Genomic DNA, 23,503 nt, shown 5'->3' with positions numbered 1-23,503 from the left:
TCGATCAGAAATCGGCCGGCGCCAGGCAGCACATCTGCCCCTCGCGCTTGGCCCGGGCCTGCATCGCCGGCGGCAATGCGGCACACCACGAGACGATCCCGTCGGACCCGATCGAGCGCAGGTATTCGACCGGATCGCGCGTCACTCTGACCGGCGGCAACAGGCCGCCACGATGGTCGGGCAGCCGGCTGTGCATCATCGGGAAGTATGTCAGATCGTCGACGAGCAACGCCTGCTTCGCGGCAGGATCGGCAATGCCGCACTTGCGTGCGACGGCAAGGGTATCGCGCCGCAAGCTCTCGTAACCGAAGGGCGTGATCGAGAACGGCTGCCCGGAGACATAACCGGGCGTCCGGGTAGTCGCGAGCAGCGGCGCGCCGTAGATCCGCGTGACGAGGGCGATGCTGATCATGCCGACCAGGCCTACGCCGGCGGCCGCCCAGCTCAGGCCCTTGGCGAATTTCGGTCCGCCATCGTGCATCGACAACGCCAGAGCTACGCCAAGCGCGAGCATCGGCACGGTGAAGGTCGCCTCGTAGGCACCGGTGAAGCCGATCGCGCTCCAGCCGAGGAACATCGCGAGCAAGGCGCCCGACAGCAGGAAACGGTCTTCGAATCGGCGCTCACGCCAGGCACGCCGCACCGCGCGCAACAGGCACCAGACCGTGACGATCATCGCGACGGTCCAGAGCGCGACGATGATCAGAAACCAGGTGAAGGAATCGTCGAGGCTGATCTGGTTCGCCGGCAGCCAGTTGGCCATGGGCAAGACCCGCGGTGCCACCGTTCCCGGATAGAGGAACAGGCTGATATTGCCGAAGGCCTTGGTCAGCAACGGCAGTATCTGCGAGGAATCGTTCGCCGCGGCAATCGACGCGCCGGCGCTCGCCTGAAAGGCTTCGCGCGCGGCCGTGTCACCCGGGCAGAGAAAGCGATCGATCCAGTACCGCCCGGCCCAGACGCCCGCCCCGACCAGCAGCCCCGCGGATACGAGCCGCGGCACGATCGCCTTGCGCCCCTTGGCGACCAGCAACAGGCAGACCAGGAACAACGGCGCCGCGGCGACGCCCTTGACGTGATAGCTCATCGCCACCAACGCCAACGCCAGCACGGCGAGCGAGCGTCGCCAGGCAGCCCCGGTCGAAAGCTCCACGCTCGACTTGGCACCGCTCAGAACCAGCAGGATCGCCGCAGTATAGGCCAGCATGATCGGCTGCTCGGGCCGGCTCACCACCAGCAGCAGCGGCATCGTGCCGATGCTCAGAAACCCGATCGTGAGCGTCGCCAGCGCGGAGCGTTCGCTTCCGTCACGCGCGGCGCGCCCGACCAGCGCCAGCACCATCGCCGTCCAGGCCAAGGCATAGACGATGCCAGAGATGCGAACGTAGATGGGGCTGTCAAACAACGCATTGAAGGCCGCCGAATAGTAGCGGGCCGGCATCATCCAGAACGGCGGCTGTGCCAGGGTATTCGGACCACAGAGCTGGCTGAACAGCTTGTCGACGCCGTCGTAGGCGGCGCGTTCTTGCAGACGCCAACCGATCTCGTCGGTGTAGATCGGCAGGACGATCCCCGCGAACAGCGCGACAACGAACAGGCCCGCGCCAATGCGCTGCAGCCGTTGGAAGCCCTTGCCTCCAGTCTGCCTGACCTCGCCGTCCATATGCTGCGCCCTCGCCATCGCGGAAACCATGCCATCGCGCCCGAGCTAGGGCCAGCGCCGATGCGGTGATATTCCCCCCGATCGCCACGCGGCCTTGCCGCGGCGCGCGGCAGGCGATAGGCGGCACAGCCTGAAACACGGCGCACCGCGCGCCCACCGTCATGGAGCCTGAGAGCATGTCCGAACTCGAAACCGCGATCGAAGCCGCCTGGGAAGCGCGCGACACCGTCACGCCTGCCAGCAGCGACGTGCGCAAGGTCGTCGACGAGGCGCTGGATCTGCTCGATTCGGGCAAGGCCCGCGTTGCCGAGCCCGACGGCCAGGGCAGCTGGAAGGTCAACCAGTGGCTGAAGAAGGCCGTGTTGCTGTCGTTCCGCCTCAACGACAACGGCCCGATCCCCTATGGCGCCGCCGGCGTCGACGCCTTCGACAAGGTGCCGCTGAAGTTCGAAGGCTGGGGCGAGCAGCGCTTCAAGGAAGCTGGCTTCCGCGTGGTCCCGGGCGCCGTCGCCCGCCGCGGCGCGCATATCTCGAAGGGTGTCGTGCTGATGCCGAGCTTCGTCAACATCGGCGCCTATGTCGGTGAGGGCACGATGGTCGACACCTGGGCGACCGTCGGTTCCTGCGCGCAGATCGGCAAGGGCGTGCACATTTCGGGCGGCGCCGGCATCGGCGGCGTGCTCGAGCCGCTGCAGGCCAACCCGGTGGTCATCGAGGACAACGCCTTCATCGGCGCGCGTTCGGAAGTGGCCGAAGGCGTGATCGTCGGCGAGGGTGCGGTGATCTCGATGGGCGTGTTCCTCGGCGCCTCGACCAAGATCGTCGACCGCGCCACGGGCGAGGTCCACATCGGCAAGGTTCCGCCCTATTCGGTGGTCGTCCCCGGTTCGCTGCCCGGCAAGCCCCTGCCCGACGGCACTCCCGGTCCGTCGCTCTACTGCGCCGTGATCGTCAAGACCGTCGACGCACAGACGCGTTCCAAGACGGGCATCAACGAACTGCTGCGCGACTGATCCACGCCCATAAACCGGGAGGTGGTTTCCCCCTCCCGGAACTCCTCTCGCTGCTCGCGCGTTTCCTAGAGCCCGGCTCTCCGGGACGGAAGTACGAGGAGAAGCGAGATGGAACGGCACGGTGACGAAATTCACATCAACACCGAAGACGCACGCGGCGGATCGACGCCCAACATCGTCCGCTATGTCCTGCTGATCAGCCTGCTGCTGGTGATCGTCGCACTCTCGGCAGTGTGGATGACCGGCGCGATGAACGCGCCGCAGGATAGGCCCGGCGACGGCATCACCAACCAGGCGCCGCCGACGTCCAACTAGTCTCATCGAGGGCCCCGTCATCCGTCCGCCAAAAGGACGGAGGCGGGGCCTTTTCTGCCGGGTCGCCCATGCCATTTCTCAATCTCAAGTCGCTGCGCGGCAAGCGCGGCGGCACACGTCGTCCCGAATCGCTCGAGCGGTTCGTTACCGCCCAGCAGGCGATATATCCGCAAGCGCTGGCCGAGCTGCGCGCCGGCGACAAGCAGAGCCACTGGATGTGGTTCGTCTTCCCGCAGATCGCCGGGCTCGGTCGCAGCGAGATGGCGCAGCGCTTTGCCCTGGCCGATCGCGCCGAAGCCGAAGCCTATCTCGCGCACCCGCTGCTCGGCTCGCGGCTGGCCGACTGCACCGACACGATGCTCGGCTGGGCCGGCCGCAAGAACGCCGAGGCGATCCTCGGACCGGTCGACGCGGTGAAGTTCCGCAGCGCCATGACCCTGTTCGAAGCCGCCGGCGGCGGCGCGCGCTATGCCCGCGCGCTCGATGCCTTCTTCGGCGGCGAGCGTGACGGGCTCACGCTCGCCGCGCTGGACTAGAACGTCGTCGGCGATTCGATCGGCGGATCGGCGCGGTGGGCGGCGGCATAGGCCTCCGTCGCCTTGAGCACGCGGAGCATGTTGCCGCTGGCGATCTTGCCGAGATCGGCCTGCGAATAGCCACGCTTGGCCAGTTCGGCGAACAGCGCCGGATAGCCGGCGACGTCCTCCATGCCCTGCGTCGTCGTGCCCATGCCGTCGAAGTCACCACCGAGGCCGACATGGTCGATCCCCGCGCGCTTGACGATGTGGTCGATGTGGTCGGCCAGTTGCGCGAGGGTCGACCGCGGCGCGGGGTTGGCCTTGGTCCAGGCCTCGAGCCCCGCCTTGGCCGCCGCCGGATCGTTGACGTAGAACTCGTCGAGCCGGGCCTTCTCGGCCGTGCGCCGGTTGCCCCAGCCGCGCACCTCGTCGCTGACATAGCCCGGCAGGGTCACGACCATGACGATGCCGCCATTGGCCTTGAGCCGATCGAGCACGCCATCGGGCACGTTGCGCGGGTGCGATGCCACCGCGCGCGCGCCCGAATGGCTGAACATCACCGGCGCTTTGGCGACGTCGAGCGTGTCCATCATCGTCGCCTCGCTGACGTGGCTGAGATCGACGATCATGCCGATCCGCTGCATCTCACGCACCACGTCGCGACCGAAATCGGTCAGGCCATCATGCTTGGGCGCATCGGTCGCACTGTCCGCCCAGGCGAGGTTACGGAAATGGGTGAGCGTCATGTAGCGCGCGCCGAGTGCGTACATCTGGCGCAGCACGGCCAGCGAGCCGCCGATCGACGATCCGCCCTCCATGCCCATCAGCGAGGCGATCTTGCCCGCCTTCATCGCCTTCTCGACATCGGCCGCGGTCAGGCACAGAGCCATGTCGTTCGGATAGCGCGCGATCAGCCGCTTGGTGACGTCGATCTGCTCGAGCGTCGCCTGGACCGCCTGCGGCTCGGGCAGCAGCGCCGAGACGTAGACCGACCAGAACTGCGCACCGACATGCCCCTTGCGCAGCCGTGCGAGGTCGGTGTGCATCATGATCTCGCCCTTGGCGGGATCGGCGGTGTTAGTGGTGTCGCGGAAGTCGAAGCCCGCGATCACGTTCTTGTAGCGATCGCGCAACTGCTCCGGGACGTCGTTGTGCCCGTCCCAGACCGGCGCGGCGCGAAGCGCGGCTTCGGCCACCTGTTCGGGGCTGGGCGCCGCCTGAGCGCCGGTCGCGATCAACGCGAGGGCGAGCGAAAGGGCAGTGCCGCGCATCAACCTTCGGCCTCGCGCTCGAAGGCGGCCGCGCCGCCGAGCTTCGCCGCGGCCTTGCCGAGCAGCGAGAGCACGACCACCGCGATCACCGTCGCCAGGATCGCGTAGGAATAGAGCCCGGCGAGATCGTCGCCGAGGCCGAGCTGGGCGAGCGTCGCCTTGATCGCCTCGTTCCAGGCGAGCGCGGCAACGAGGCCGAGGCTGGCGGATGCGAGGGCGATCATCGTCTGGATGAAGGCGCGGGGATCGGTCATGGCTGTCCTTCTGTTGGATCGGTGGCAGACTATCGGCGACGCCGCTCCGCGCAATACGCCCCTTCACGCAGTGGTGGACGACGCGAACAGGGCCAGCGCCGCGGCCAGTTCGGCCGGATAGCGATTGCGCGTGACCGCCTCGAGCAGGCGCCTTTGCGCCCCGCCCGCCCGCGCCGCGACGCGCAGGACATAGGCGCCGCGCTCGGCATAGATCGCCTCGACCAGCGAGCGATCGTAACCGGGCTCCGCGCGCGCCAGCGCCGCATCCGCACGCGCCACCGCATCCGCCAGTATCTTCGCCGCGCCGCCATGCTGGACGGCGACCGACCAGGTCGCGTCACGCACCGCCGCGTGCCGCGTATCGAGATCGAGCCCACTGCGCTGACGCACCGCGACGACGGCCGGCCCGTAATGCGTGCGCGCAATGAACGCGTGTTGCGCCTCGGTGAAAGCCGCGGGCTCGCGCACGGCTATGGCCCGCCAGGCCGCCGAGAAGGCCGGTGTACCCGGCGCCGCACCGCGGAAATCCGTCCGCCAGCGCGCGCCCTCGCCCGCAACGAAAGCCGCGGCCGTGCCGGCGCGGCTCGACAGCTGCCAGATACCGTAGGACACGCCGCCGGGATCGCCCTGGCCGCTCGATACCGCGCCCGGGCCGCGGTCGCCGCTCTCGAAACGCTCGGACAGCGCACCGAGCCGGCGCGAAGACGACGCGGATGGAAGCGCCAGCGCCACGTCGAGCGCGCGATCGAGGCTATCGATCTCGTCCTGGCTGAACCCGCGCCCGAGCATGACACGCACAGCGTCGAAGACGAGCTTTTTGTTTATGATATGTTCCATATATCCTCCTGCTGCGCTATCGGTCGAGGGTGACACAAGTGACACCCTGTCACCTTGCTGATCATCGAGAAATTTCAGCCAAATCAGCTCATTGGACAGAGGCATCCCGGATGACACGGTACGGAACAGCTTTTCGGAAGCCCCTCGTCCTCGATCAGGCCGCGATCCTGTCAGAAGCCGGGCATGTAGGAAAATGCTTCGCGACCGAAAGGTCCGGCACGGTTCGAGCGCAAGGCGCGGGAAGCGCTACGAGGCCAGGATGGCTATTCACCGCCCGATGAACGCCACGACACTTGCCCCCGAAACCACCTCCCTCGCCCGCGACCTCGATGCGCATGGCCGGGCGCTCCTGCCCGGACTTTTGTCGCCCGCCGACTGCGCGGCCTTGTCCGCGCTCTACGACGCGCCCGAGCACTTCCGCAGCCAGGTGCACATGGCGCGGCACGGTTTCGGGCGCGGCGAATATCGCTACTTCGCCTATCCGCTGCCCGTGATGATCGCGGATCTGCGCGCGGCGCTCTATCCACGGCTCGCGCCGATCGCCAACCACTGGCACGAGCGCATGGGATTGCCGGCCCGCTTTCCCGCCGAACACGCCGAATTCCTCACGCGTTGCCACGAAGCCGGGCAGCGCCGGCCGACGCCGCTACTGCTGCGCTACGGCCCCGGCGACTACAACTGCCTGCATCAGGACCTCTACGGCGAGCACGTCTTTCCGCTGCAGGTCGCCGTGCTGCTCTCGGACCCGGCGCGCGACTTCACCGGCGGCGAATTCGTCCTGACCGAACAGCGTCCGCGCATGCAGTCGCGCGCCGAGGTCGTGCCATTGGCGCAGGGTGACGCCGTGGTCTTCGCGGTCAACCAGCGCCCGGTCGCAGGCAACCGCGGCGTCTATCGCGTGGCGCTACGCCATGGCGTCAGCACCTTGCGGTCGGGCCAGCGGCACGCACTCGGGATCATCTTCCACGATGCTGCCTGACCTGTTCGCCGACGACCGCACTAAGCTGGCGCTCGATCCAGGCGCCTGGCTGCTCGGCGGCTTCGCACTCGGCGAGGCGTCCGCGCTGCTCGCCGAGATCGCACGGACCGCTCAGGCAGCACCGTTCCGCCACCTCGAGACGCGCAGCGGCGGCACCATGTCGGTGGCTATGACCAATTGCGGCGCCGCCGGCTGGGTCAGCGACCGGCGCGGCTATCGCTATACCGAGGACGATCCGCTGTCAGGCCGCCGCTGGCCTGCCATGCCGCCATGCTTCCGCGACCTGGCCCGGCGCGCCGCCGAAACCGCCGGCTTTCGGAACTTCGAACCCGACGCCTGCCTGATCAACCGCTATGCGCCCGGCTCGCGCCTGTCGCTGCACCAGGACCGCGACGAAGCGCGACACGACGCGCCGATCGTGTCGGTGTCGCTCGGCGTGCCCGCGCGGTTTCTCTGGGGTGGTCGAGAGCGCAGCGACCGGCCGCGACGGCACGACCTGTTCCACGGCGACGTCGTGGTCTGGGGCGGCCCGGCACGGCTGACCTTCCACGGCATCGACACGCTGCGCGCCGCGCATCATGCCGAGACCGGCGACCTGCGCTTCAACCTGACCTTCCGGCGGGCGCGTCTTCCCGACCTGGCATAGGTCCTAGTCTTCGCCGGCAAGGCCAACAAAACGCTTGCCCCGCCGCCGCGATGCGGGAATGCCCGGCGCGAGACATGGACGCCTTCGACTATATCATCACCGGTGGCGGCAGCGCCGGCTGCGTGCTCGCCAACCGGCTGTCGGCCGATCCGCGCAACCGCGTGCTGCTGCTCGAAGCCGGCGGCAAGGACGACTACATCTGGATCAAGGTGCCGGTCGGCTATCTCTACTGCATCGGCAATCCGCGCACCGACTGGCTCTACCAGACCGAGGCCGAGCAGGGCCTGGGTGGGCGCTGCCTCAAGTATCCGCGCGGGCGCGTGCTCGGCGGTTCCTCGTCGATCAACGGCATGATCTACATGCGCGGGCAGAGCGCGGACTACGACGGCTGGCGCCAAGCGGGCAATCCCGGCTGGGGCTGGGACGAGGTCCTGCCCTATTTCAAGCGCGCCGAGGACCACTACGACGGTCCGTCCGAGTTCCACGGCGGCGGCGGCGAAATCCGGGTCGAGAAGCAGCGGCTGCGCTGGGACATCCTCGAAGCCTTCCAGCGCGCGGCCGAGCAATGGGGCCTGCCTGCGATCGAGGACTTCAACCGCGGCGACAACGAGGGGTCCTCGTTCTTCCAGGTGACCCAGCGCAAGGGCTGGCGCTGGAGCGCATCGGACGCCTTCCTCAAGCCCGTGCGCAGCCGCGCCAATCTCAAGGTCGTGACCGGTGCGCTGGTCGACAAGGTGCTGTTCGAGGACGGGCGCGCGGTCGGCCTGGCCTATCGCCTGGGCGCGCAGAGCCATGTCGCGCGGGCCGAGGGCGAAGTGATACTCGCTGCGGGTGCGATCGGCTCTCCGGCCGTGCTCGAACGCTCGGGCCTGGGCGACGCACAGCGGCTTCGCGATCTCGGGATCGAACCTCTGCGCGATCTGCCCGCGGTTGGCGGCAATCTGCAGGATCACCTGCAGTTACGTTGCGCCTATCGCGTCTCGGGCGTTTCGACCTTGAACCAGCGCGCGGCGAACCTGTTCGGCAAAGGCCTGATCGGGCTCGAATACGTCCTGCGACGTTCGGGACCGATGGCCATGGCGCCCAGCCAGCTCGGCATGTTCGTCAAAAGCCACGATCGCTATGCCACGGCCAATCTCGAATACCACGTCCAGCCGCTGAGCCTGGAAGCTTTCGGCGGCGGGCTCGACCCCTTCCCCGCCTTCACCGCCTCGGTCTGCAACCTGCGCCCTGAGAGCCGCGGCCGCACGGCGATCACCAGCGCCGATCCCGCTGCGGCGCCGAGCATCCGCCCCAACTACCTCGATACCGAGGAAGACCGGCGCGTCGCCGCCCAGGCGATCCGCATCACCCGCGAGATCGCCCACCAGCCCGCGATGGCGCGCTACAGGCCCGACGAGATCCGCCCGGGGCCGGGGCACGACAGCGAGGAAGATCTCCAACGCGCCGCCGGCGCGATCGGCACGACGATCTTCCACCCGGTCGGCACCGCGGCGATGGGTTCGGTGGTCGACGCCGAGCTGCGCGTGCAGGGTGTCGAGCGCCTGCGCGTGATCGACGCCTCGATCATGCCGCGGATCACTTCAGGCAATACCAATGCGCCGACGATGATGATCGCCGAGAAAGGCGCGGAGATGGTACTGCAGGCCGCGCGATAGACGCGAGGAGGATTCGCCGATGGTCGAGGCTCGCTGGAACGGCGCAGTGATCGCGCGGAGCGACGACACGGTCGTCGTCGAGGGCAACCACTATTTCCCGCCCGAAGCCGTCGACCAATCGGTGCTGCGCCCGAGCGATACGCACACGACCTGCCCGTGGAAGGGCATTGCCAGCTACTACTCGCTCGAGGTCGACGGCCAGACCAACAAGGACGCGGCCTGGTACTATCCCGAGACCAAGCCCAAGGCCGACGCCATTCGTGGCCGCGTGGCCTTCTGGAAGGGCGTCGAGGTCTCCTAGGCCCCCAGCCCCCGCGCCGCGGCGATCACGCGCTCGGCATAGGCGCGCGGGCCCTCGGCGCGCAGGTCGGCGAGCCGCGGCACTTCGACGCTGATCGGCAGGTCTGCCGGCAACGCGGCGATCAGCTCGCGCAGCGCCAGCTCCCCCTCGCCCGGCACCAGTCGCGCGAACATGGCGTCGCGGAAATAGTGCTCGTCGGGCGGCGTGTTCGGCGCATCGGCGAGCTGGACGTAGCCGACCGCGTCGGTTCCCGCCGCGTGCAGCTTCTCCAGGGTTCCGCCCGTACGGAAGAAGTGCATCGTGTCGAGCAGCACCTTGGCGCGGTCACGGCCGATGCCGTCGATCACCTGCAAGGTCCGCTCGAACGAGTTGATCCCCTCGCAGGGGAAGAACTCGATCGTAAAGACCATGTCGCGCTCGCGCGCCAGGTCGGCGAGCTTGCCGAGCTGGTCGACAGCCATCGCCATGTCGTCCTCGAGGCAGATCGCGTTGAGCCGTTCGGCCCTGAGCTCGGCGAAGAGGTCGAGGTCCTGCACGAAGCGGCTGACGTCCTCGGCCGCGGAGGCGCTGAAGCCTTCGGCGAGGCCGACCTTCACGCCAGTGTCGCGCAGTGCCGCCAGCGTCTCGCGCCGCAGCGCCGGATCGTCGCGCAGCGACCAGGCCGGATAGAGCGCCTCGGTGATGCCATAGCGATCGAGCGGCAGGCCCGAGAGCCCCATCGAGACCGTGGCGCAGCCGAGCTTGCCCGCAAGGCGAACGTAGTCGGCCGGCGGCATGCTCAGCACCGTCAGCATTTCCATGCCCAAACGATTCACGGTCACTTCTTCGCTCCCATCGCTGCGAGGATCGCCTCGGGCACGATCGGATTGCCGCGGTCGCCGCTCTCGAACTCGGCGATCTTGTCGCGGATGAACTGGTCCGGCGACTGCGCCCAGCGCTTGACCACGTCGAAGGCGACGTCGTCCGAAGGGATCAGGATGCGGCCGTCGCGCATGCCGTCGGCGAGCACCATGGCCACGGCTTCGGGCAGCATCAGCGTCGTCTCCTTGCCGGGGCCGCGCATCGGGCAGTTCTCGGTCCACGAGGTCATCGTGTCCATCACGCCGGTCGCGACGGGGCCGGGGATCAGGCACGAAACGCGCACGCCCAGCGGCTCGCAATAGATCGCCAGCGATTCGGTCATCGCGATCACCGCCGCCTTCGACGCGGCATAGGGCACGCGGCTCGCGGCATAGGGATAGAGTCCGGCGAACGAGGCAGTATTCACGATGTAGCCCTTCCCGCACGCGAGGAACTTAGGCAGCATCTGCGTCGTCGCGCGTGCCGAACCCAGGTAGTTGAGCTCCATGATCCGCTGCCATTCGCGCATCGGCACGTCCTCGGGATGGCCGTTGAGGATGCCGCCGACGTTGTTCATCAGGATGTCGATCTCGCCGAGCGCCGCCTCGGCAGCACCAATGGCGGCAGCGATCGATTCCTCGGACATGATGTTCGCACCGATGCCCACGGCCTTGCCGCCGGCAGCCTCGATTTCGGCCGCGGTCGCCTTGGCGGCATCCTCGTCGATGTCGGCCACGGCCAGCCTGGCACCGCGCCGTGCCCATTCGAGCGCGACGCAGCGGCCGATGCCCTTGGCGCCGCCGAAGATCAGCGCATTCGCCCCTGCGAAGGGCGCCTGTTGCGTCGATGTCATGCTTCTACTCTCCCGATTTTGCGGGCAGTCTAGAACCGGGCGGCGGGCTGGCAATTGACCGATTTGGACGAACCGTCGCGGTCGGGCCAGATCGTTAGCCGCCCCAATCGTTCGTCGTTGGGCCATGGCCTTTTCGCACGATGCTGCCACTATCGCCGCATGGACGGCAGCGCGGCGGCGATCATCGCGAAACTGGGGCTCGAACCCCATCCCGAGGGCGGCTGGTACCGCGAGACCTGGCGTGCCGAGGCCGCGCCCGGCACCCGCGCGAGCGCCACGGCGATCCATTTCCTGCTCGACGCCGGCGAGCGCTCGCACTGGCACCGCGTCGATGCCGCCGAGATCTGGCTGTGGCATGCCGGCGGGCCGCTGACGCTCTCGATCGCGCCCGACGCGAACGGTCCGGTGCGGCAGATCACCTTGGGCGGCGACGTGCTCGCGGGCGAGGAACCGCAGGCACTGGTCCCGCCCGGCCAGTGGCAGGCCGCCGCACCCGTCGACGGCTGGGTGCTGGTGAGCTGCGTGGTCTCACCGGGCTTCGACTTCGCCGGCTTCGAGCTCGCGCCCGAGGGCTGGGTACCAGCGGGCTAGCCGCGCGCGAGCAGCCGATCGAGCGCGGCGCCGAAGTCCTGGCGGCGCCAGAACTTGAGGAACACCGTGTAGATGTGCAGCGAATTGCGCGCGGGATCGACCGGCAGGAACATCGCATCCTGCGGGCCTTCGGCCTCGACGCATTCGGGCAGGCGGAACAGGATCACCTCGGGGAAGGCCAGCACGCGCGACACGCCCATCGTCGCCATGTGCAGGGTCAGGTGGAATTCGACTTCCTCCTTGGTCACCAGCGGCCCGCCGTGGGCGTGATACTCGCTGGCGAACAGCGCGAGCAGTTCGTCGATGTGGTGATCCCAGATGTCGTGATGCGCAGCGCTGAGCCCGCCCCAGAGGATCGAGCCGAAAGTGATCTGACCGACGCGCCCCCAGTCGATCAGGCCCGTGTGGAGATCGCCGGCTTGGTCGCGCCAGAAGAAGCAATTGTCGATGTGCGCGTTCCAGTGACACAGCGCAACGAGATCGCGGTTGCCCGTGAGGTAGCGCTGGAGCGCGGCCTCGTGCTCGCGGATGCGATGCGCGTCGCGCGCCATCTGGGCGTGGAATTCGGCGCTGCGCACCTCGGGCGGCAGCAGCTGCGGCGCGCGTTCGGCGAAGGCGAAGCAGTGATCGAGCTCGGCCTGGAGGCCAGCCGCGTCGTAGCGGATCGGATCGGCCGAGCCGGTAACCGGATCGAACGGAAAGACCGCATCGATGTCGGGGGCCAGCCGTCCCGCCTTGTGCGCCGCGCAGAGCCGCGCCAGCGCGGTGACGACTTCGCGGTAGTAGGGCAGCGGATCGTCCATCGTCAGGTGATCGAGGCACTTGCGCCGATGCGGCTCGATCGCGCCCTCCCCGGTATTCTCGCCGTATGCGATCCGCTCGGTGACGATCAGGCCGGTGCCGGTCTTTCCGTCGAAGTCGGCGAAATAGGCGCGCGGAACGCGGATCGGGAAGCCGGGACGGCGGGTCAGCATCTCGAACGGAACTTCGGACTGCATCTCCCAGCGCTGCCGATCGCGCCGCTCGTCGACGAAATCGCGCGAGAACTTGACGAACAGGCGGGTGTCGAGGCCCGGTTCGGGCCGCGCGTATTCGACCGTCAGGAACAGCTTGTCACCGGTACTGCCGCCCGCGCAGGGCACGAGCTCGACGACGCGCGCGACGGCATTGTCGCCGTCGATTGCGCCGAAAGCGCGGAAGGCACGCGTCAGAAAGTCCGCACCCGCCGCGTGAAGCGCTTCGGCATGGGCAGGGACGGCCAGGCCGGTGTGATCGCCGGTGAACAGGTCGATGAGCTCGGGTTCGGTCATGATCCAAGGCACTTGGCAGGCCGCGAGGCATCGCGCCAGTCCCGGCGGAACGACGGCAGGGAACGCCGGTGTGGAACGCTTCGCGGTTCACGCGCGTTTGCCCGAGGTGATCCGCAAGCCCGCATCGGGGCGCAACCAGGCGGACCAGGAGAGGCCGATGGCCACCAGCAAATGGTCGCAGGACGTGACCCGCAGTTCGAATGCGCTCGACCTCGAAAGTGACGTGTTCACACGCAGCGATCCCAAGTCGATCGCCGCCTCGCTCAAGAAGTCCGCGGAAGCCAGCCACCGCCGCCGCGCGACGCCGCTGCGCTCGGCCATGTCGATGCTGACCTTCTACATCAACCGCGCGGGCAAGGATCTCGACCCAGGCCAGAAGCGCGTGCTGGAAAGCGCCAAGCAGGAACTGCGCAAGGCCTTCGGCAAGCCCGAGAAGGTCTAGAGCGCGGCGACCAGCCCGCCCGCCGCGCGATCGCACGAGCGCAAGGGGAACAGCGTGCCCTGACGCGGCACCAGCGGCCATTCGCCATGCAGCCGATGTGGCCCCTTGTCCCTGACGCTCTCGATCAGCAGCAGCCGGTCCACCTCCCAGACGATTGGCTGAATGGCCGTATCGAAATCCTCGCCCTGCCAGGCATAGTCGAGCGTGACGTGCGGCCTGGCCTTGCGCTGGCGTTCGATCCCGGCCTTCGCGAAGTCCGCGAGAAGCGTACGGACGAGCAGATTTGCGAGCCGCGGTACGCGACGGCAGACGATTTCGACGGTCCCGCCGCGCCGCCCCTTGGCGCGATCGAACACCAGGACGAAGGGCGCCGCATCGAACCCCGCAAGCACCCGAAGGATCGTTTCGAGCGGCCATTCCTGCGCATCGGGTTCAGGCAGGACGGTCCAATGCAGTCTCTCGCGGGAGCGCTTCTCCGGCATCCACGGCAGTCGCGCCATCTGACCGCAAGGCACGGCCGGCGGCTTGGCCATCAGGTGCAGGGGATTGCCATTCAACATTGCACTACTCGAACAAACGCCACCCAAGCGGCAAGAATGTTCGCATTATGTTCCAATCAACAGTGAGTCGCAACCCGTTGCCGGAACAGCGCCCGCGCCCGCACGTTTCCCTCCAAACCGCGCCTTCCGGCGCCTGGATAGGAGTTCCGCCCATGTGGGGTGCCATCGCCGTCGTTCTCGTCGTCCTCTGGCTGCTCGGTGCGCTCGCGTTCAAGATCACCGGCGCGCTGATCCACCTGCTGATCGTGCTTGCGGTGGTCGCGCTCGTGCTGCACTTCGCCCGGCGCACGCGGCCGCGCTGAGGCGCGGGGGATCGACGCCAGCCTAGTCTTCGTCGTCTTCCGCGCCGGCAGCCACGGCATTGACGTCGCGCGCGTCCCATTTGGGATCCGCCTCGATCCGCGCCAGCACGCGCTGCGCCGAGGCCGCCAGACCGCCGCCATGCGGATTGTAGGCGACGGGCCCGATGGCGCGCTTGGCCTGGACGACGTCGTGCCGCTGGAGCAACGCGACGCCGAGCCTCATCCGCAGCCCCAGGTCGAACGGCGCCATTTGCACAGCGCGCGCCAGCCCCTGTATCGCCAGGTCGTTGGGCGGCAGGCCCTGCTCGACGTAGCTGCGATAGTAGTAGATCAGCGGTAGCGGATGATCGTTCTCGCGCCGATTGAGCGTCGCGAAGGCCACGCGCGCCTTGGCATAGGCGGCGGCGCGATCGGGCGCGTCGGCAGCCAGGCGAAACAACGACAGTCCCTTTTGAACATAGGCGTTGGTCAGCGCCGGATCCCGGGCGATCGCGGCATCGGCGGCGACGATCGACTCGCGGTCATTGCCGGCATCGTGCTCGGCTTCGGCCAGAGCGGTCAGGACCACGGGATCCTCGGGAAAACGCGCTGCGATCGCCCGCGCCTCGGGCAAGAGCGCCTTTGCCTCCTCTTCGGTGACACCGCGGCTCGATCGAACGCGGATCGGCATCATCGCCGCCTCGCCCGGGCTGAGCGATCGCACGGCTATTTCGCCTATCGTCAGCATTTTCGGCGCAAGCTTGAACTTCATCATGCGCGACGTGTGCAGGTAGTCGTCGAGATCGCGCTCAAGCTGTTCGAGATCGCCGAAGGCAGCCAGCGCGGCGTCGCGCGACGATTGCCCCTGCTCCATGCCCTTGAGGTAGCGGGCGAGTTGGCCATCGCGCTTGTCGGTGAATGTCAGATAGTGGAACAGTAGCCAGCTCTTGCCGTAGAACGCATCGTATCGCGCGCGGTCCTGCGGCCGCGCTTTCGGCGGATCGAGCAATTCGGACACCTTCACGTCACGCGCGAAGCCCGGCAACAACAGCTCGGCCGCGCGATGCATCGCAGGCTTGCCGATCTCGACGGCTCCGTCGGATGGGAAGCCCGCCGAGGCAAAGAATTCCGCGCCGCCTTCCGAATACCAGCGCGGCATCGGAAACCCGCTCGTCGAGATCATGAAATGGTGCGCATACTCGTGCAGCAGCGAGATCATCGAAAACTGCAGATTGGTCGTTCCCGTCGCGACCCGCGGCACGATCGCCAGCGAAGCGCCCGCACTCGGGCGATAGAAGCCACCGATGAACTTGTTGTCGCCGCCATGAAGCCGGCGCACTTCGGCCACGTTCTTCACGATGAAGACGGTGACCCGATTCGACGGGCTCGGCGGCGGCACCTCCTGACTGCCGGTCAGATAGGCCATGGCCGAATGATAGCGTTCGAGCTGCTGCGAGAAGGTGCGGATGTCGCGCTGGCTGTCGTCGGCGTAGACGACGAAATGCGCGCTCGATGCCTGCAACCACTCGGCATGAGCCTCGGCCGGGGCCAGCCCCGCTAGCGGCAGGGCCAGCGCCGCCAGCCACGATCCCACGCGCATTCGCTTACCCCGCACTGCCCCTTCGAAGAGCGCCGAAGCTAGCCGGCCCGAGCCTGGCTAGGCAAATGGCTTCGATGCGGGGATTGTTCGGTTCCCGATGTAAGTAACAGCGCGTGCGTCAGCCGCGCGACAGTCGCTTGCGATTGGCGCGCACGCCCTTGAGCACGTAGCGCGTGGCGTTGGCCGCCACCGCGAGCGGTGTCTTGCCGAGTTCGCCCGTGGTCAGCTTGACGAGCAGGTCCTGCTGCGCGGCGATCTTCTCGGCCACCATCAGGCTGGCCTCGGCCATGCCCTCGGGCCCGCCCTGTGCAATCCGCTGCGTGCGCAGCCAGACCACCGAGGCCGCTTCGCCCCAGAGTGCCACGAGATCGCCACCAAGCATCTTCATCTGCCGCAAGGTCCTTTCGTCCATGCCCGGCGCTATGCGGCCGGGCCGGGAGCGAGGCAAGGCCCTCCGCGGCGGAACGCGGCGATCGCCAGCACCTTACGCGCCGCGCCAGGTGACGACGAGAACGTCGCGCCAGGCGGGTCCTGCGTCGGACAGCGCGCGGATCGGGGTGACGCCATGCCGGATCTTGCGATCGTCGAGCAGGACCGCATCTCCCGCCGCCGCCAAGGTGAAGCGGCCGAGCGTCTTCCCCGCCAGATCGCCGATCTCAGTCGTACCTTCGGCGACGTTGTGGCGATCGACCAGCAGCACCAGCACCCAGTCGACCCCGTCGCGGTGCATCCCCTCCGGCGTCGGCCGGCCGATCTCGCCCGCCGCAGTCTCGATGCGGAACTGATGTGCCTCGCAATGCCAGTCCGCCTCCGGCCCACGCCCGTCGAGATGCGCGAACAACGGCGAGAGGTCGCGGAAGATCGCCTGGAAAACGGCGCCCTCGGCGATCTCCAGTTCGATCGGATCGAACCAGCGCTGCACGTCGCCGTTCAGTGGGTTGTAGTCGCGGCTCTGGAAATGCGGCTGGTGCGGCTTGCGCGAAATCTCGCTGCCGCGAACGGCAAAGGCTGCATGGCGCCGCCGCCGATAGCGGCCGCCATCGGCCATATAGAGATCGGGGCCCAGCCGACCCCACGACTGCGCGAAGGTCGCCCAGTCCGCCGCCGACCACCCCAACCGATCGCGCAGCCCCGGCGCGGGCAGATGCACGAAGCCCGGATCGACCAGCGCATCCTGCCCTGCCTCGACCACCTCGCCTTCGGTCATGACGCCAAGCGCGCGATCAGCGCCATGGCCGCGGCCGGATTGCGCACCTTGGCACCCGAGATGAAGAACAGGAACACGTCGCGCCCGCCCTCGGCCCAGCCGCGCGCCAGATCGGCGAGCCGGTCGAGTTCGGCCTCGGAATAGCCGAGCGGCTCCTCCTCCACCGCGCACTGGATGCGAGCATAGGTGAAGTCCGAGGTCTGTTCGGCGAAGCGCGGGTACTTCTCCGCCTCGGCATAGACCACGGCGACCCCGGCCTCGCGGCAGAGCGCGAAGAAAGCAGGATCGTCGAAGCTCTCGTGCCGCGGCTCGATCGCGTGGCGCAGCTTGATCCCGTCCTGCTCGGCGGGCAGCAGCTTGAGGAAGGCGGCCATGTCCTCGGGATCGAACTTCTTGGTCGCGGCGAGTTGCCAGAGGATCGGGCCGAGCTTGGCGCCGAGTTCGGTGATGCCCTGCTCGACGAACTTGGCGATGCTGTCGACGGCCTCGGCCAGGACCTTGCGGTTGGTGCAGAAGCGGTTGGCCTTGGCGGTGAAGACGAAGCCCTCGGGAACGGCATCGCGCCACTTGACGAAGCTCGCGGGCTTCTGCCGGCCATAGAAGGTGCCGTTGATCTCGATCCCGGTCAGGTGCTGACCGGCATAGTCGAGTTCCTTCGCCTGGGGCCATTTCTCAGGATAAAAGGCCCCGCCGCGCCACGGCTCGTAGGTCCAGCCACCAACACCCACGTGGATCTTGCCCTGCGCCATTCGCGTCCTCCTTCGACCGGCCGCACCCTAGGCGGGATCGATGGTCGGTGGAAAGCCGGAACCCCTCGCCGCGGCCCGGCGTTCCCTTGCCGGCGGGACCATTTGGAGACGTGTCATGCACGCTCGCAAGCTGATCCTGTCCGTGCTCGTCGGCGGCCCCGTGCTCGGCGTGATCATGGGCTTCGCCGCCGATCCCGAAATGGTGGCCCTGCCCGAGCCGTCGTGGCGACAGGCCGAGCCCGATCCGATCTTCACCGAGAGCCGTAACCCCGACATTCCCGTTTTCGCTCCGACCTACGCCTATGCCGATCGCACGCCGAGCTGGAAGCGGCGCACGATCGAGCGCGAAATCGCGCTCACAGCCGTGTCCGAACCCGAGCCGGTCGCAGTGGTGCCGGAGCCCGCTGCGCTGGCGATCCGGCCCGGGACGACGCCGCTCGACGAAGCCGCCGAGGCTCGCGACGCGGCGGCCGCAAGCGCTCGGCCCGAAGCCCAGCCCGCCGCGATCGAAATCGAGCCCGAACCCGCGACGATCGGCTAGCCGCGCTTGGGTTTCTTCGTCTTGCCGACGTTAAGCGCGACGGCCTCGCGCACAAGTGCCTGAAACGCTCCCGCGTCGACCGCCTCCCCCTCGCGAATGTCGATCGCGCGGCGCGTGCCGCCGCCGAGGCCAGCGTTGAACAGACCCTGCGGATCGTCGAGCGCCGCGCCCTGGGCGAAGGTCAGCTTGACGTAGGCCTTGTAGACCTCGCCCGTGCAGATGATCCCCGCATGCTCCCAGCAGGGCACGCCCGAAGGGTTCGAGGGCTTCACCCATTTGACCGTCTCGACCACCTCGGGATCGGCCGCGCGGATCAGCTTGCGCATCCGCGCCAGCGCCTCGCCGCGCCAGTCTCCCAGACCTGCGAGCTTGGCGTCGATCCGCGCCGATGGATTGTCTTCGCTCATGCGCCTGCCTCGATGATCTTCCAGCCGTTGCCCGAGGGATCGCGGAAATTGGCATCGACGTTGCCATAGCGCGCGATCGGTTCCTGGGTGAACTCGACCCCGGCCGCGGTCAGCCGCTCGTAGGTCGCCTGGCAATCGTCGACCGCCATGACCAGCGGCGGCATGGCCCCCTTGGCGACGAGTTCATGGAGCGCCTGCGCGGTCGCCGGATCGTGCATCGGCGCCTGCGGGCGGAACAGGCCGAGCTGGAAATCGGGCTGCTGCGGGTGCTGGACCGTCAGCCAGCGATAGTCGCCGTTGCGCTGGTCGGTGTGGACCGCGAAGCCCAGCTTGCCGACGTAGAAATCGTACGCCTCGTCCTGATCGCGCACGTAGAGACCGATAACCTGGATTGCTTCGCTCATGGGACCTCCATCGCCTGTGTCCCGTCGCTCCTATCCTCGGCCTTGAGCCGGCGCTTCTCCGAAACTGCGATTGTGAGATCGGGCCGATGCGCGGCCGAGAGATAGCAGGCCGGAACCTGCCCCAGCCTTTGCGCGATTGCCGCCTCCCGCATGCGGAATTCGCCCGGACTCTCGCCGGTGACGTCACGGAAGGTGCGACCGAAGGTGCCGAGGCTGTTCCAGCCGGTCTCGAAGGCGATCGCGGTCACGGCCATGTCGGTATCGCGCAGCAGCGCCTTCGCGCGCTCGATCCGCCGCGTCAGCAGGTAGCGGTGCGGCGGCACGCCGAAGGCCTGGCGGAACGAGCGCGCGAAATGCGCCTCGGACACGCCGCTGACCGAAGCGAGCCGGGCCACCGGCCAATCCTCGTGCGACAATGCGTCCATGCGATCCTTTGCCCGCAGCAGGCGGCGCAGCAGTAGCGGGTCCTGGCCCTCGCTCACAGCACCTCGCCCGGCAGCGCGCTCGCCTGGCGCACCCAGTCGGCGAAGCCCGCTTCGTCGAATTCGCCCTCGCGGATATCGAGGTAGCGGACCTCGGGATGCTTGGACTTGCCCGCCGGCACCGGATCGAGCGACGTGCCGCGAAAGAAGGTGACCTTCACGTATTTCGCGAAGCAGTGATAGGACAGAAACCAGCCCTCGGCATCGGGCGCGCCATAGAACGGCGAGTTCCACTTCACCGCCTTGCGCACGCCGGGAACCGCACGCGCGATCGCGGCGTCGAGCCGCTCGCCGAGTTCGCGCTTCCAGCCGGGCATCGCCGCGATGTAGCTTTGCACCACCGCGTCGCCCTCGCCCTTGGCGATCTGTGGATTGCCGCCCGAAAGCAGCACGGGTTGCGTGTCCGTCATCGTCTCCACCTGCGGCCGACCGGCACGAAGCCTACACACGCGCTGCGCCCGATGCTTGAGAAAACTGCAATTGCTGCAACGCACAATACAATTGCACCGCAGCGCAACAATGTCATTCTGGCCGCACAACATACGGATGCCCGAGGCATTATCCTCTCCAACAAAGGATGTATGCCATGTTCCTCAACCTCAAGACCGCGAAGCTCTTCGCACTTGCAACCGGCGCGGTCCTGCTCCCCGCCGCAGCCCAGGCCGACGAAGTCGCCTTCGAGCGCGACGGTGTCAGCTACAACTACACGACCGCGCTCGTGAACGGCCGCACCGTCATCACCGGCAAGGACGACGCCGGCAAGTCGTTCCGCCTCGTCGTCGGCCAGCAACGCGTGCATGGCCATTACAACGGCACCGCCGTCGACATCGCCCTGAGCGACGTCAAGCGGAGCACGGCCGCCGTCGCGATGCGCTGAGGCATCCGATCATTCGACACGCGAAGGGCGGGCGACCTCGGCCTCCCGCCCTTTTCGTTTCGCTCAGACCAGCGCGCCCAGGCCGTCCCACAGCAGCTTGCCGCCCAGCAGCACCATCAGCCCGTACATCAAGCCATAGAACCGTGCCGGATCGATCCGCCGCACCAGCCAGACCCCGGCCAGGGTCGAGGCGATCGCCACGGGCACCAGCATCGCCGAAGCGGTCAGGTTCTCGGTGGTGAACTCGCCCAGCGCGATATAGGCGGGCACCTTGGCCCAGTTGAGCACGGCGAAGGTTACCGAGCTGGTGCCGACATAGGTCAGGTGCGGCAGCCGGCGCGGGCCGACCCAGATCTGGAACGGCGGTGCCCCGGCATGCGCGACCTGGCTGGTGAAGCCCATCGCCACGCCGAACAGCGAACCCACCCAGCCCGGCGAATTGCTCGCCGCCACGTCGCGCCCGCCGCGCTCGGTCCACAGCCGCCAGACACCGAACACCAGGGTGATCGCGCCGAGCGCGGTCAGCACGGCCGAGACCGGCAGCACCTCGGCGAAGCCCCAGCCGAGCGCCACGCCGAGCAGCGCCCCGGGCAGCATCCAGGCGACGATCCAACGATCCCACGAATGGCGGAACGACCAGACCGAGACCACGTCCTGGACGATCAGGATCGGCAGCAGGATTCCCGCCGCGGCGACCGGCGAGATCGCCAGGGCCATGACCGGCGTGCCCAGCGCGCCGAGCCCGGCGAAACCGCCCTTGGCCAGCCCCACCAGCGTGACGGAAACGACGGCGGCGAGGATGAACCAGGGATCGTGCAGCATCGCCGGCGCCCTAGCCGAGCCGCGCGGGGCTGTCTGCCCCGGAAATCCGCGGTTCACGAGGTCTCAAGCGAGTGCGATCGAAACTCAATGATCGTTCTCGCAATCGTTCTTGGCGATCACTGTCAACGGCAGGCCTCGCTGGAACTTGCAAATCATTCGCAATACATCCGATCGGCAAGACGCCTCCGACAGGACCAGACCCATGACCCGCGACCTGACCAAGACCGCCAGCTTCCTCTCGCTCCACCTGATGGTCGGCTTCGGCGTCGCCTATGCCTTCACCGGCTCGCTCGCGCTGGCCGGCGGCATCGCTCTCGTCGAACCGCTGGTCAACGCGGTGGTGTTCTTCTTCCACGAGCGCGCCTGGAAGGAAGGCGGCGGCCTGCCACTGGCGGCGCTGCTCGCGCACGATCACACGGCGACGCCGCGGCTGGCGGCAGGGTGACACAAGTGACACCCTGTCACCCGCGCCAGTCCGTCCGAAAGCCGCGGAAATGCGCGGATCGTCTCTGGGCCGACCGGGTGACACTTTTCCAACTCGCCCGCGTTCCGTCCGCCGATCGTCATACACCGCGGCCGCTCGGTAGCGGATCGGGCGAATGGCGCTGGGCGAGCGCGGAGGCGGCGTTCTCATCAAGCATTTCGAGGCTGTCGGCATCGTGCGGCGTGCCGTCGGCCTGCGGCCAGACCGCCGGGCCATGCTCGACCTGCTCGAGCAGCCGGTCCCACCGTTCGGACCAGAACTCGGCCGCGGCGGTATAGCGCCCGAGCACTTGCGCGCCGAGCGAGTTGCGCCGCGCCAGCAGGAAGCAGGTCAGCCGCTCGTCGTAGCGGCGATAGGTGCCGACCTGCTCGCCTTTGTGGAACACCGGCACTTCGACCCCGTGCAGCGCGCGTTCGAGCGCGGCCTGGTGGAGCGCGTCGTAGCTATGCTGGAACGCCGTCTCCCAGGCGATGTCGAACGGCTGCCCCTTGAGCCGCGCGCGCAGGCGATAGGCCGACTGCCGGCTCATCCCCACGACCCGCGCCGCCTCGGCGACATTGTGCGTCCCCGCGAGCGCGCGCAGGAAATCGGCCATCCGCGCCTTGCACCAGCGATCGGGCGCATAGGGGTTGGCCGGGTGAGCGGAAGGGACGACGGGCGCGGCGGCGAACGGCTCGCCCGCGACGATGGGGGCTTGGTGCGTCATCGGGCAGGATAAGGCACAGGTCGAGGGATGTAGGAAAGTTATTTAGGTGCGAGGGCCATCGCCCTCGCGCTCCCGACTTCATCTCGTGGAAAGCCGAGCCGCTACACGAGAGGTCGCAGACAGCTACACCACCAAACCGGCCCGCCATCTCAATAGACACAATCAATGTCCGGATTGACATTGATCTTGACAACATCCATTGAATCAGACACACCCTCCATCACTGGAGATGCAAAATGGCCGATCGATCGCGCGACGCGCTGTTGGAATTTTTAGATTACCTGGCGGCAAAGGGCCTCATGGCGAAAGCCACAGCGTCCGCACGTAAAGCCGCATCCAGCCAAATTCTTGGAGTATTGGATCCGGATGAAGCTGCAGATATTACTGCACTGGATTTAGACCAAGTCGTAACTCGATTCCAAAATTTACATGGCAAGAAATATACCCCCCAGAGTCTCACGACATACAAAAGCAGGGTCAAGGCTGCCATTGATGATTTCGACTCGTATTCAGCGAATCCGCTGGCCTTCCGCCCGTCAATTCAATCCAAAGAGCGCGCCAAGACGAAGATCAGCAAGCAGTCGGTCTCATTAAAAGTGGCAGATGATGCTGAAGTGATTCGGCCAGAGACAAGTCCTCGTCCGGCACATTCCCCATTGGTTTCGAGCAACATCTTGCCGATCCCACTGCGCGCTGACCTTACAATATTTATTCAGGGTCTACCGTTTGATCTAACAGTTCAAGAAGCCCGAAAAATTTCCAACGTCGTGCTCGCCATGGCGCCATACGATCTTTGAATTCAATCCCCTTCCATCAGGGATTGATCTGCCGAAGAGGCAGGGACCGGCCTGCCGGGGCGCGGACGTCCAAAGTCCGACTGCCCCGGCAGCCC

32 protein-coding genes are annotated in these 23,503 nt (G+C 67.4%); 14 read left to right on the top strand and 18 right to left on the bottom strand.

Features of this window, described 5'->3' with window-relative positions:
* Window positions 1–4: 4 nt before the first annotated feature.
* Window positions 5–1,663, bottom strand: coding sequence for a hypothetical protein (locus OLX23_RS14735; RefSeq protein ID WP_264445776.1), 1,659 nt, complete (start codon window positions 1,661–1,663; stop codon window positions 5–7).
* A 176-nt stretch (window positions 1,664–1,839) separates the two neighbouring features.
* On the opposite strand from OLX23_RS14735, the gene dapD reads away from it, so the two are divergent.
* The 3 genes from dapD (at window position 1,840) to OLX23_RS14720 (ending at window position 3,527) form a co-directional block, all read left to right on the top strand.
* Window positions 1,840–2,676 carry a 2,3,4,5-tetrahydropyridine-2,6-dicarboxylate N-succinyltransferase gene (dapD, locus tag OLX23_RS14730; RefSeq protein WP_264445775.1) on the top strand — a complete coding sequence of 279 codons (837 nt, stop codon included), beginning with the start codon at window positions 1,840–1,842 and terminating at the stop codon, window positions 2,674–2,676.
* Window positions 2,677–2,784: 108 nt separating this feature from the next.
* A complete protein-coding gene (locus tag OLX23_RS14725) occupies window positions 2,785–2,991 on the top strand; it encodes a hypothetical protein (RefSeq protein ID WP_264445774.1) in 207 nt (68 codons plus the stop codon).
* Window positions 2,992–3,059: 68 nt separating this feature from the next.
* Window positions 3,060–3,527 carry a DUF1810 domain-containing protein gene (locus tag OLX23_RS14720; RefSeq protein ID WP_264445773.1) on the top strand — a complete coding sequence of 156 codons (468 nt, stop codon included), beginning with the start codon at window positions 3,060–3,062 and terminating at the stop codon, window positions 3,525–3,527.
* On the opposite strand, the gene OLX23_RS14715 is transcribed toward OLX23_RS14720, so the two are convergent.
* From OLX23_RS14715 to OLX23_RS14705, 3 genes are all read right to left on the bottom strand, one after another.
* Entirely contained in the window at window positions 3,524–4,780 is a 1,257-nt protein-coding gene (locus OLX23_RS14715) for a dipeptidase (protein WP_264445772.1), read from the bottom strand. The two genes, OLX23_RS14720 and OLX23_RS14715, sit on opposite strands and share 4 nt — an antisense overlap.
* Window positions 4,780–5,034 (bottom strand): DUF5654 family protein, encoded by a 255-nt coding sequence (locus OLX23_RS14710; RefSeq protein WP_264445771.1) that lies wholly within the window; start codon window positions 5,032–5,034, stop codon window positions 4,780–4,782. Before OLX23_RS14710 ends, OLX23_RS14715 begins: the two co-directional genes overlap by 1 nt.
* 63 nt (window positions 5,035–5,097) lie before the next feature.
* Entirely contained in the window at window positions 5,098–5,871 is a 774-nt protein-coding gene (locus OLX23_RS14705; RefSeq protein ID WP_264445770.1) for a hypothetical protein, read from the bottom strand.
* A 277-nt stretch (window positions 5,872–6,148) separates the two neighbouring features.
* Between OLX23_RS14705 and OLX23_RS14700 the strand changes: the two genes are divergently transcribed.
* From OLX23_RS14700 to OLX23_RS14685, 4 genes are all read left to right on the top strand, one after another.
* On the top strand, window positions 6,149–6,850 hold the full coding sequence (locus OLX23_RS14700) for a 2OG-Fe(II) oxygenase (protein ID WP_264446254.1): 702 nt from the start codon (window positions 6,149–6,151) through the stop codon (window positions 6,848–6,850).
* A complete protein-coding gene (gene alkB, locus OLX23_RS14695; protein WP_264445769.1) occupies window positions 6,840–7,496 on the top strand; it encodes a DNA oxidative demethylase AlkB in 657 nt (218 codons plus the stop codon). Before OLX23_RS14700 ends, alkB begins: the two co-directional genes overlap by 11 nt.
* A gap of 74 nt (window positions 7,497–7,570) precedes the next feature.
* Window positions 7,571–9,154 carry a GMC family oxidoreductase gene (locus tag OLX23_RS14690; protein ID WP_264445768.1) on the top strand — a complete coding sequence of 528 codons (1,584 nt, stop codon included), beginning with the start codon at window positions 7,571–7,573 and terminating at the stop codon, window positions 9,152–9,154.
* Between the two features lie 19 nt (window positions 9,155–9,173).
* Window positions 9,174–9,455 (top strand): DUF427 domain-containing protein, encoded by a 282-nt coding sequence (locus OLX23_RS14685; protein WP_264445767.1) that lies wholly within the window; start codon window positions 9,174–9,176, stop codon window positions 9,453–9,455.
* On the opposite strand, the gene OLX23_RS14680 is transcribed toward OLX23_RS14685, so the two are convergent.
* Window positions 9,452–10,276 carry a sugar phosphate isomerase/epimerase family protein gene (locus tag OLX23_RS14680; RefSeq protein WP_264445766.1) on the bottom strand — a complete coding sequence of 275 codons (825 nt, stop codon included), beginning with the start codon at window positions 10,274–10,276 and terminating at the stop codon, window positions 9,452–9,454. The genes OLX23_RS14685 and OLX23_RS14680 overlap by 4 nt on opposite strands.
* Window positions 10,273–11,148 (bottom strand): SDR family NAD(P)-dependent oxidoreductase, encoded by an 876-nt coding sequence (locus OLX23_RS14675; protein WP_264445765.1) that lies wholly within the window; start codon window positions 11,146–11,148, stop codon window positions 10,273–10,275. The genes OLX23_RS14680 and OLX23_RS14675 overlap by 4 nt, the downstream gene beginning before the upstream one ends.
* A gap of 159 nt (window positions 11,149–11,307) precedes the next feature.
* On the opposite strand from OLX23_RS14675, the gene OLX23_RS14670 reads away from it, so the two are divergent.
* Entirely contained in the window at window positions 11,308–11,739 is a 432-nt protein-coding gene (locus tag OLX23_RS14670) for a cupin domain-containing protein (protein WP_264445764.1), read from the top strand.
* Here the strand turns inward: OLX23_RS14670 and OLX23_RS14665 are convergent.
* A complete protein-coding gene (locus OLX23_RS14665) occupies window positions 11,736–13,049 on the bottom strand; it encodes a hypothetical protein (RefSeq protein ID WP_264445763.1) in 1,314 nt (437 codons plus the stop codon). The two genes, OLX23_RS14670 and OLX23_RS14665, sit on opposite strands and share 4 nt — an antisense overlap.
* Before the next feature lie 70 nt (window positions 13,050–13,119).
* Here OLX23_RS14665 and OLX23_RS14660 point away from each other — a divergent pair, with 70 nt between their 5' ends.
* Window positions 13,120–13,491, top strand: a complete 372-nt coding sequence (locus OLX23_RS14660; RefSeq protein WP_264445762.1) for a DUF3175 domain-containing protein — start codon at window positions 13,120–13,122, stop codon at window positions 13,489–13,491.
* Here the strand turns inward: OLX23_RS14660 and OLX23_RS14655 are convergent.
* The gene (locus OLX23_RS14655; RefSeq protein ID WP_264445761.1) at window positions 13,488–14,051 is read right to left on the bottom strand and encodes a 2'-5' RNA ligase family protein; all 564 of its coding nucleotides are present in this window, start codon (window positions 14,049–14,051) and stop codon (window positions 13,488–13,490) included. The two genes, OLX23_RS14660 and OLX23_RS14655, sit on opposite strands and share 4 nt — an antisense overlap.
* A gap of 152 nt (window positions 14,052–14,203) precedes the next feature.
* On the opposite strand from OLX23_RS14655, the gene OLX23_RS14650 reads away from it, so the two are divergent.
* Entirely contained in the window at window positions 14,204–14,353 is a 150-nt protein-coding gene (locus tag OLX23_RS14650) for a lmo0937 family membrane protein (protein ID WP_264445760.1), read from the top strand.
* A gap of 22 nt (window positions 14,354–14,375) precedes the next feature.
* Here the strand turns inward: OLX23_RS14650 and OLX23_RS14645 are convergent, their stop codons facing one another.
* The 4 genes from OLX23_RS14645 to OLX23_RS14630 form a co-directional block, all read right to left on the bottom strand.
* The gene (locus tag OLX23_RS14645; RefSeq protein WP_264445759.1) at window positions 14,376–15,932 is read right to left on the bottom strand and encodes a hypothetical protein; all 1,557 of its coding nucleotides are present in this window, start codon (window positions 15,930–15,932) and stop codon (window positions 14,376–14,378) included.
* Between the two features lie 118 nt (window positions 15,933–16,050).
* Window positions 16,051–16,344 (bottom strand): hypothetical protein, encoded by a 294-nt coding sequence (locus OLX23_RS14640; protein WP_264445758.1) that lies wholly within the window; start codon window positions 16,342–16,344, stop codon window positions 16,051–16,053.
* A gap of 72 nt (window positions 16,345–16,416) precedes the next feature.
* Window positions 16,417–17,139, bottom strand: coding sequence for a 2OG-Fe dioxygenase family protein (locus tag OLX23_RS14635; protein ID WP_264445757.1), 723 nt, complete (start codon window positions 17,137–17,139; stop codon window positions 16,417–16,419).
* Complete coding sequence (locus OLX23_RS14630; RefSeq protein ID WP_264445756.1) at window positions 17,136–17,888, bottom strand: DUF72 domain-containing protein; 753 nt, start codon at window positions 17,886–17,888, stop codon at window positions 17,136–17,138. Before OLX23_RS14630 ends, OLX23_RS14635 begins: the two co-directional genes overlap by 4 nt.
* Before the next feature lie 115 nt (window positions 17,889–18,003).
* Between OLX23_RS14630 and OLX23_RS14625 the strand changes: the two genes are divergently transcribed.
* On the top strand, window positions 18,004–18,429 hold the full coding sequence (locus OLX23_RS14625; protein WP_264445755.1) for a hypothetical protein: 426 nt from the start codon (window positions 18,004–18,006) through the stop codon (window positions 18,427–18,429).
* Here OLX23_RS14625 and OLX23_RS14620 read toward each other — a convergent pair.
* From OLX23_RS14620 to OLX23_RS14605, 4 genes are read right to left on the bottom strand one after another with little or no spacing between them, the layout of a single operon-like run.
* On the bottom strand, window positions 18,426–18,836 hold the full coding sequence (locus tag OLX23_RS14620) for a DUF1801 domain-containing protein (RefSeq protein WP_264445754.1): 411 nt from the start codon (window positions 18,834–18,836) through the stop codon (window positions 18,426–18,428). The genes OLX23_RS14625 and OLX23_RS14620 overlap by 4 nt on opposite strands.
* Complete coding sequence (locus OLX23_RS14615) at window positions 18,833–19,240, bottom strand: VOC family protein (RefSeq protein ID WP_264445753.1); 408 nt, start codon at window positions 19,238–19,240, stop codon at window positions 18,833–18,835. Before OLX23_RS14615 ends, OLX23_RS14620 begins: the two co-directional genes overlap by 4 nt.
* Window positions 19,237–19,722 (bottom strand): helix-turn-helix transcriptional regulator, encoded by a 486-nt coding sequence (locus OLX23_RS14610; RefSeq protein WP_264445752.1) that lies wholly within the window; start codon window positions 19,720–19,722, stop codon window positions 19,237–19,239. The genes OLX23_RS14615 and OLX23_RS14610 overlap by 4 nt, the downstream gene beginning before the upstream one ends.
* Window positions 19,719–20,132: a DUF1801 domain-containing protein gene (locus OLX23_RS14605; protein WP_264445751.1), complete on the bottom strand. Its 414-nt coding sequence runs from the start codon at window positions 20,130–20,132 to the stop codon at window positions 19,719–19,721. The genes OLX23_RS14610 and OLX23_RS14605 overlap by 4 nt, the downstream gene beginning before the upstream one ends.
* A gap of 176 nt (window positions 20,133–20,308) precedes the next feature.
* Between OLX23_RS14605 and OLX23_RS14600 the strand changes: the two genes are divergently transcribed.
* The gene (locus OLX23_RS14600; protein WP_264445750.1) at window positions 20,309–20,599 is read left to right on the top strand and encodes a hypothetical protein; all 291 of its coding nucleotides are present in this window, start codon (window positions 20,309–20,311) and stop codon (window positions 20,597–20,599) included.
* A 63-nt stretch (window positions 20,600–20,662) separates the two neighbouring features.
* On the opposite strand, the gene OLX23_RS14595 is transcribed toward OLX23_RS14600, so the two are convergent.
* Window positions 20,663–21,421, bottom strand: coding sequence for a sulfite exporter TauE/SafE family protein (locus OLX23_RS14595; RefSeq protein WP_264445749.1), 759 nt, complete (start codon window positions 21,419–21,421; stop codon window positions 20,663–20,665).
* 202 nt (window positions 21,422–21,623) lie between these two features.
* Between OLX23_RS14595 and OLX23_RS14590 the strand changes: the two genes are divergently transcribed.
* Entirely contained in the window at window positions 21,624–21,866 is a 243-nt protein-coding gene (locus tag OLX23_RS14590) for a DUF2061 domain-containing protein (protein WP_264445748.1), read from the top strand.
* Window positions 21,867–21,984: 118 nt separating this feature from the next.
* Here OLX23_RS14590 and OLX23_RS14585 read toward each other — a convergent pair whose 3' ends face one another.
* The gene (locus OLX23_RS14585; protein WP_264445747.1) at window positions 21,985–22,611 is read right to left on the bottom strand and encodes a hypothetical protein; all 627 of its coding nucleotides are present in this window, start codon (window positions 22,609–22,611) and stop codon (window positions 21,985–21,987) included.
* A 236-nt stretch (window positions 22,612–22,847) separates the two neighbouring features.
* On the opposite strand from OLX23_RS14585, the gene OLX23_RS14580 reads away from it, so the two are divergent.
* Window positions 22,848–23,408 carry a hypothetical protein gene (locus OLX23_RS14580; RefSeq protein WP_264445746.1) on the top strand — a complete coding sequence of 187 codons (561 nt, stop codon included), beginning with the start codon at window positions 22,848–22,850 and terminating at the stop codon, window positions 23,406–23,408.
* Window positions 23,409–23,503: the final 95 nt, after the last annotated feature.

It is taken from the genome of Novosphingobium sp. JCM 18896, from assembly GCF_025938095.1.
In the GTDB taxonomy this organism is placed as follows: Bacteria; Pseudomonadota; Alphaproteobacteria; order Sphingomonadales; family Sphingomonadaceae; genus Novosphingobium.
This window is presented reverse-complemented; position numbering and strand designations above follow the sequence as displayed.

Coding starts and splice junctions, on each gene's coding strand:
- OLX23_RS14735 (WP_264445776.1), bottom strand. CDS start 1,663: ATGGACGGCGAGGTCAGGCAGACTGGAGGCAAGGGCTTCCAACGGCTG.
- dapD (WP_264445775.1), top strand. CDS start 1,840: ATGTCCGAACTCGAAACCGCGATCGAAGCCGCCTGGGAAGCGCGCGAC.
- OLX23_RS14725 (WP_264445774.1), top strand. CDS start 2,785: ATGGAACGGCACGGTGACGAAATTCACATCAACACCGAAGACGCACGC.
- OLX23_RS14720 (WP_264445773.1), top strand. CDS start 3,060: ATGCCATTTCTCAATCTCAAGTCGCTGCGCGGCAAGCGCGGCGGCACA.
- OLX23_RS14715 (WP_264445772.1), bottom strand. CDS start 4,780: ATGCGCGGCACTGCCCTTTCGCTCGCCCTCGCGTTGATCGCGACCGGC.
- OLX23_RS14710 (WP_264445771.1), bottom strand. CDS start 5,034: ATGACCGATCCCCGCGCCTTCATCCAGACGATGATCGCCCTCGCATCC.
- OLX23_RS14705 (WP_264445770.1), bottom strand. CDS start 5,871: ATGGAACATATCATAAACAAAAAGCTCGTCTTCGACGCTGTGCGTGTC.
- OLX23_RS14700 (WP_264446254.1), top strand. CDS start 6,149: ATGAACGCCACGACACTTGCCCCCGAAACCACCTCCCTCGCCCGCGAC.
- alkB (WP_264445769.1), top strand. CDS start 6,840: ATGCTGCCTGACCTGTTCGCCGACGACCGCACTAAGCTGGCGCTCGAT.
- OLX23_RS14690 (WP_264445768.1), top strand. CDS start 7,571: ATGGACGCCTTCGACTATATCATCACCGGTGGCGGCAGCGCCGGCTGC.
- OLX23_RS14685 (WP_264445767.1), top strand. CDS start 9,174: ATGGTCGAGGCTCGCTGGAACGGCGCAGTGATCGCGCGGAGCGACGAC.
- OLX23_RS14675 (WP_264445765.1), bottom strand. CDS start 11,148: ATGACATCGACGCAACAGGCGCCCTTCGCAGGGGCGAATGCGCTGATC.
- OLX23_RS14670 (WP_264445764.1), top strand. CDS start 11,308: ATGGACGGCAGCGCGGCGGCGATCATCGCGAAACTGGGGCTCGAACCC.
- OLX23_RS14665 (WP_264445763.1), bottom strand. CDS start 13,049: ATGACCGAACCCGAGCTCATCGACCTGTTCACCGGCGATCACACCGGC.
- OLX23_RS14655 (WP_264445761.1), bottom strand. CDS start 14,051: ATGTTGAATGGCAATCCCCTGCACCTGATGGCCAAGCCGCCGGCCGTG.
- OLX23_RS14650 (WP_264445760.1), top strand. CDS start 14,204: ATGTGGGGTGCCATCGCCGTCGTTCTCGTCGTCCTCTGGCTGCTCGGT.
- OLX23_RS14645 (WP_264445759.1), bottom strand. CDS start 15,932: ATGCGCGTGGGATCGTGGCTGGCGGCGCTGGCCCTGCCGCTAGCGGGG.
- OLX23_RS14640 (WP_264445758.1), bottom strand. CDS start 16,344: ATGGACGAAAGGACCTTGCGGCAGATGAAGATGCTTGGTGGCGATCTC.
- OLX23_RS14635 (WP_264445757.1), bottom strand. CDS start 17,139: ATGACCGAAGGCGAGGTGGTCGAGGCAGGGCAGGATGCGCTGGTCGAT.
- OLX23_RS14630 (WP_264445756.1), bottom strand. CDS start 17,888: ATGGCGCAGGGCAAGATCCACGTGGGTGTTGGTGGCTGGACCTACGAG.
- OLX23_RS14625 (WP_264445755.1), top strand. CDS start 18,004: ATGCACGCTCGCAAGCTGATCCTGTCCGTGCTCGTCGGCGGCCCCGTG.
- OLX23_RS14620 (WP_264445754.1), bottom strand. CDS start 18,836: ATGAGCGAAGACAATCCATCGGCGCGGATCGACGCCAAGCTCGCAGGT.
- OLX23_RS14615 (WP_264445753.1), bottom strand. CDS start 19,240: ATGAGCGAAGCAATCCAGGTTATCGGTCTCTACGTGCGCGATCAGGAC.
- OLX23_RS14605 (WP_264445751.1), bottom strand. CDS start 20,132: ATGACGGACACGCAACCCGTGCTGCTTTCGGGCGGCAATCCACAGATC.
- OLX23_RS14600 (WP_264445750.1), top strand. CDS start 20,309: ATGTTCCTCAACCTCAAGACCGCGAAGCTCTTCGCACTTGCAACCGGC.
- OLX23_RS14595 (WP_264445749.1), bottom strand. CDS start 21,421: ATGCTGCACGATCCCTGGTTCATCCTCGCCGCCGTCGTTTCCGTCACG.
- OLX23_RS14590 (WP_264445748.1), top strand. CDS start 21,624: ATGACCCGCGACCTGACCAAGACCGCCAGCTTCCTCTCGCTCCACCTG.
- OLX23_RS14585 (WP_264445747.1), bottom strand. CDS start 22,611: ATGACGCACCAAGCCCCCATCGTCGCGGGCGAGCCGTTCGCCGCCGCG.
- OLX23_RS14580 (WP_264445746.1), top strand. CDS start 22,848: ATGGCCGATCGATCGCGCGACGCGCTGTTGGAATTTTTAGATTACCTG.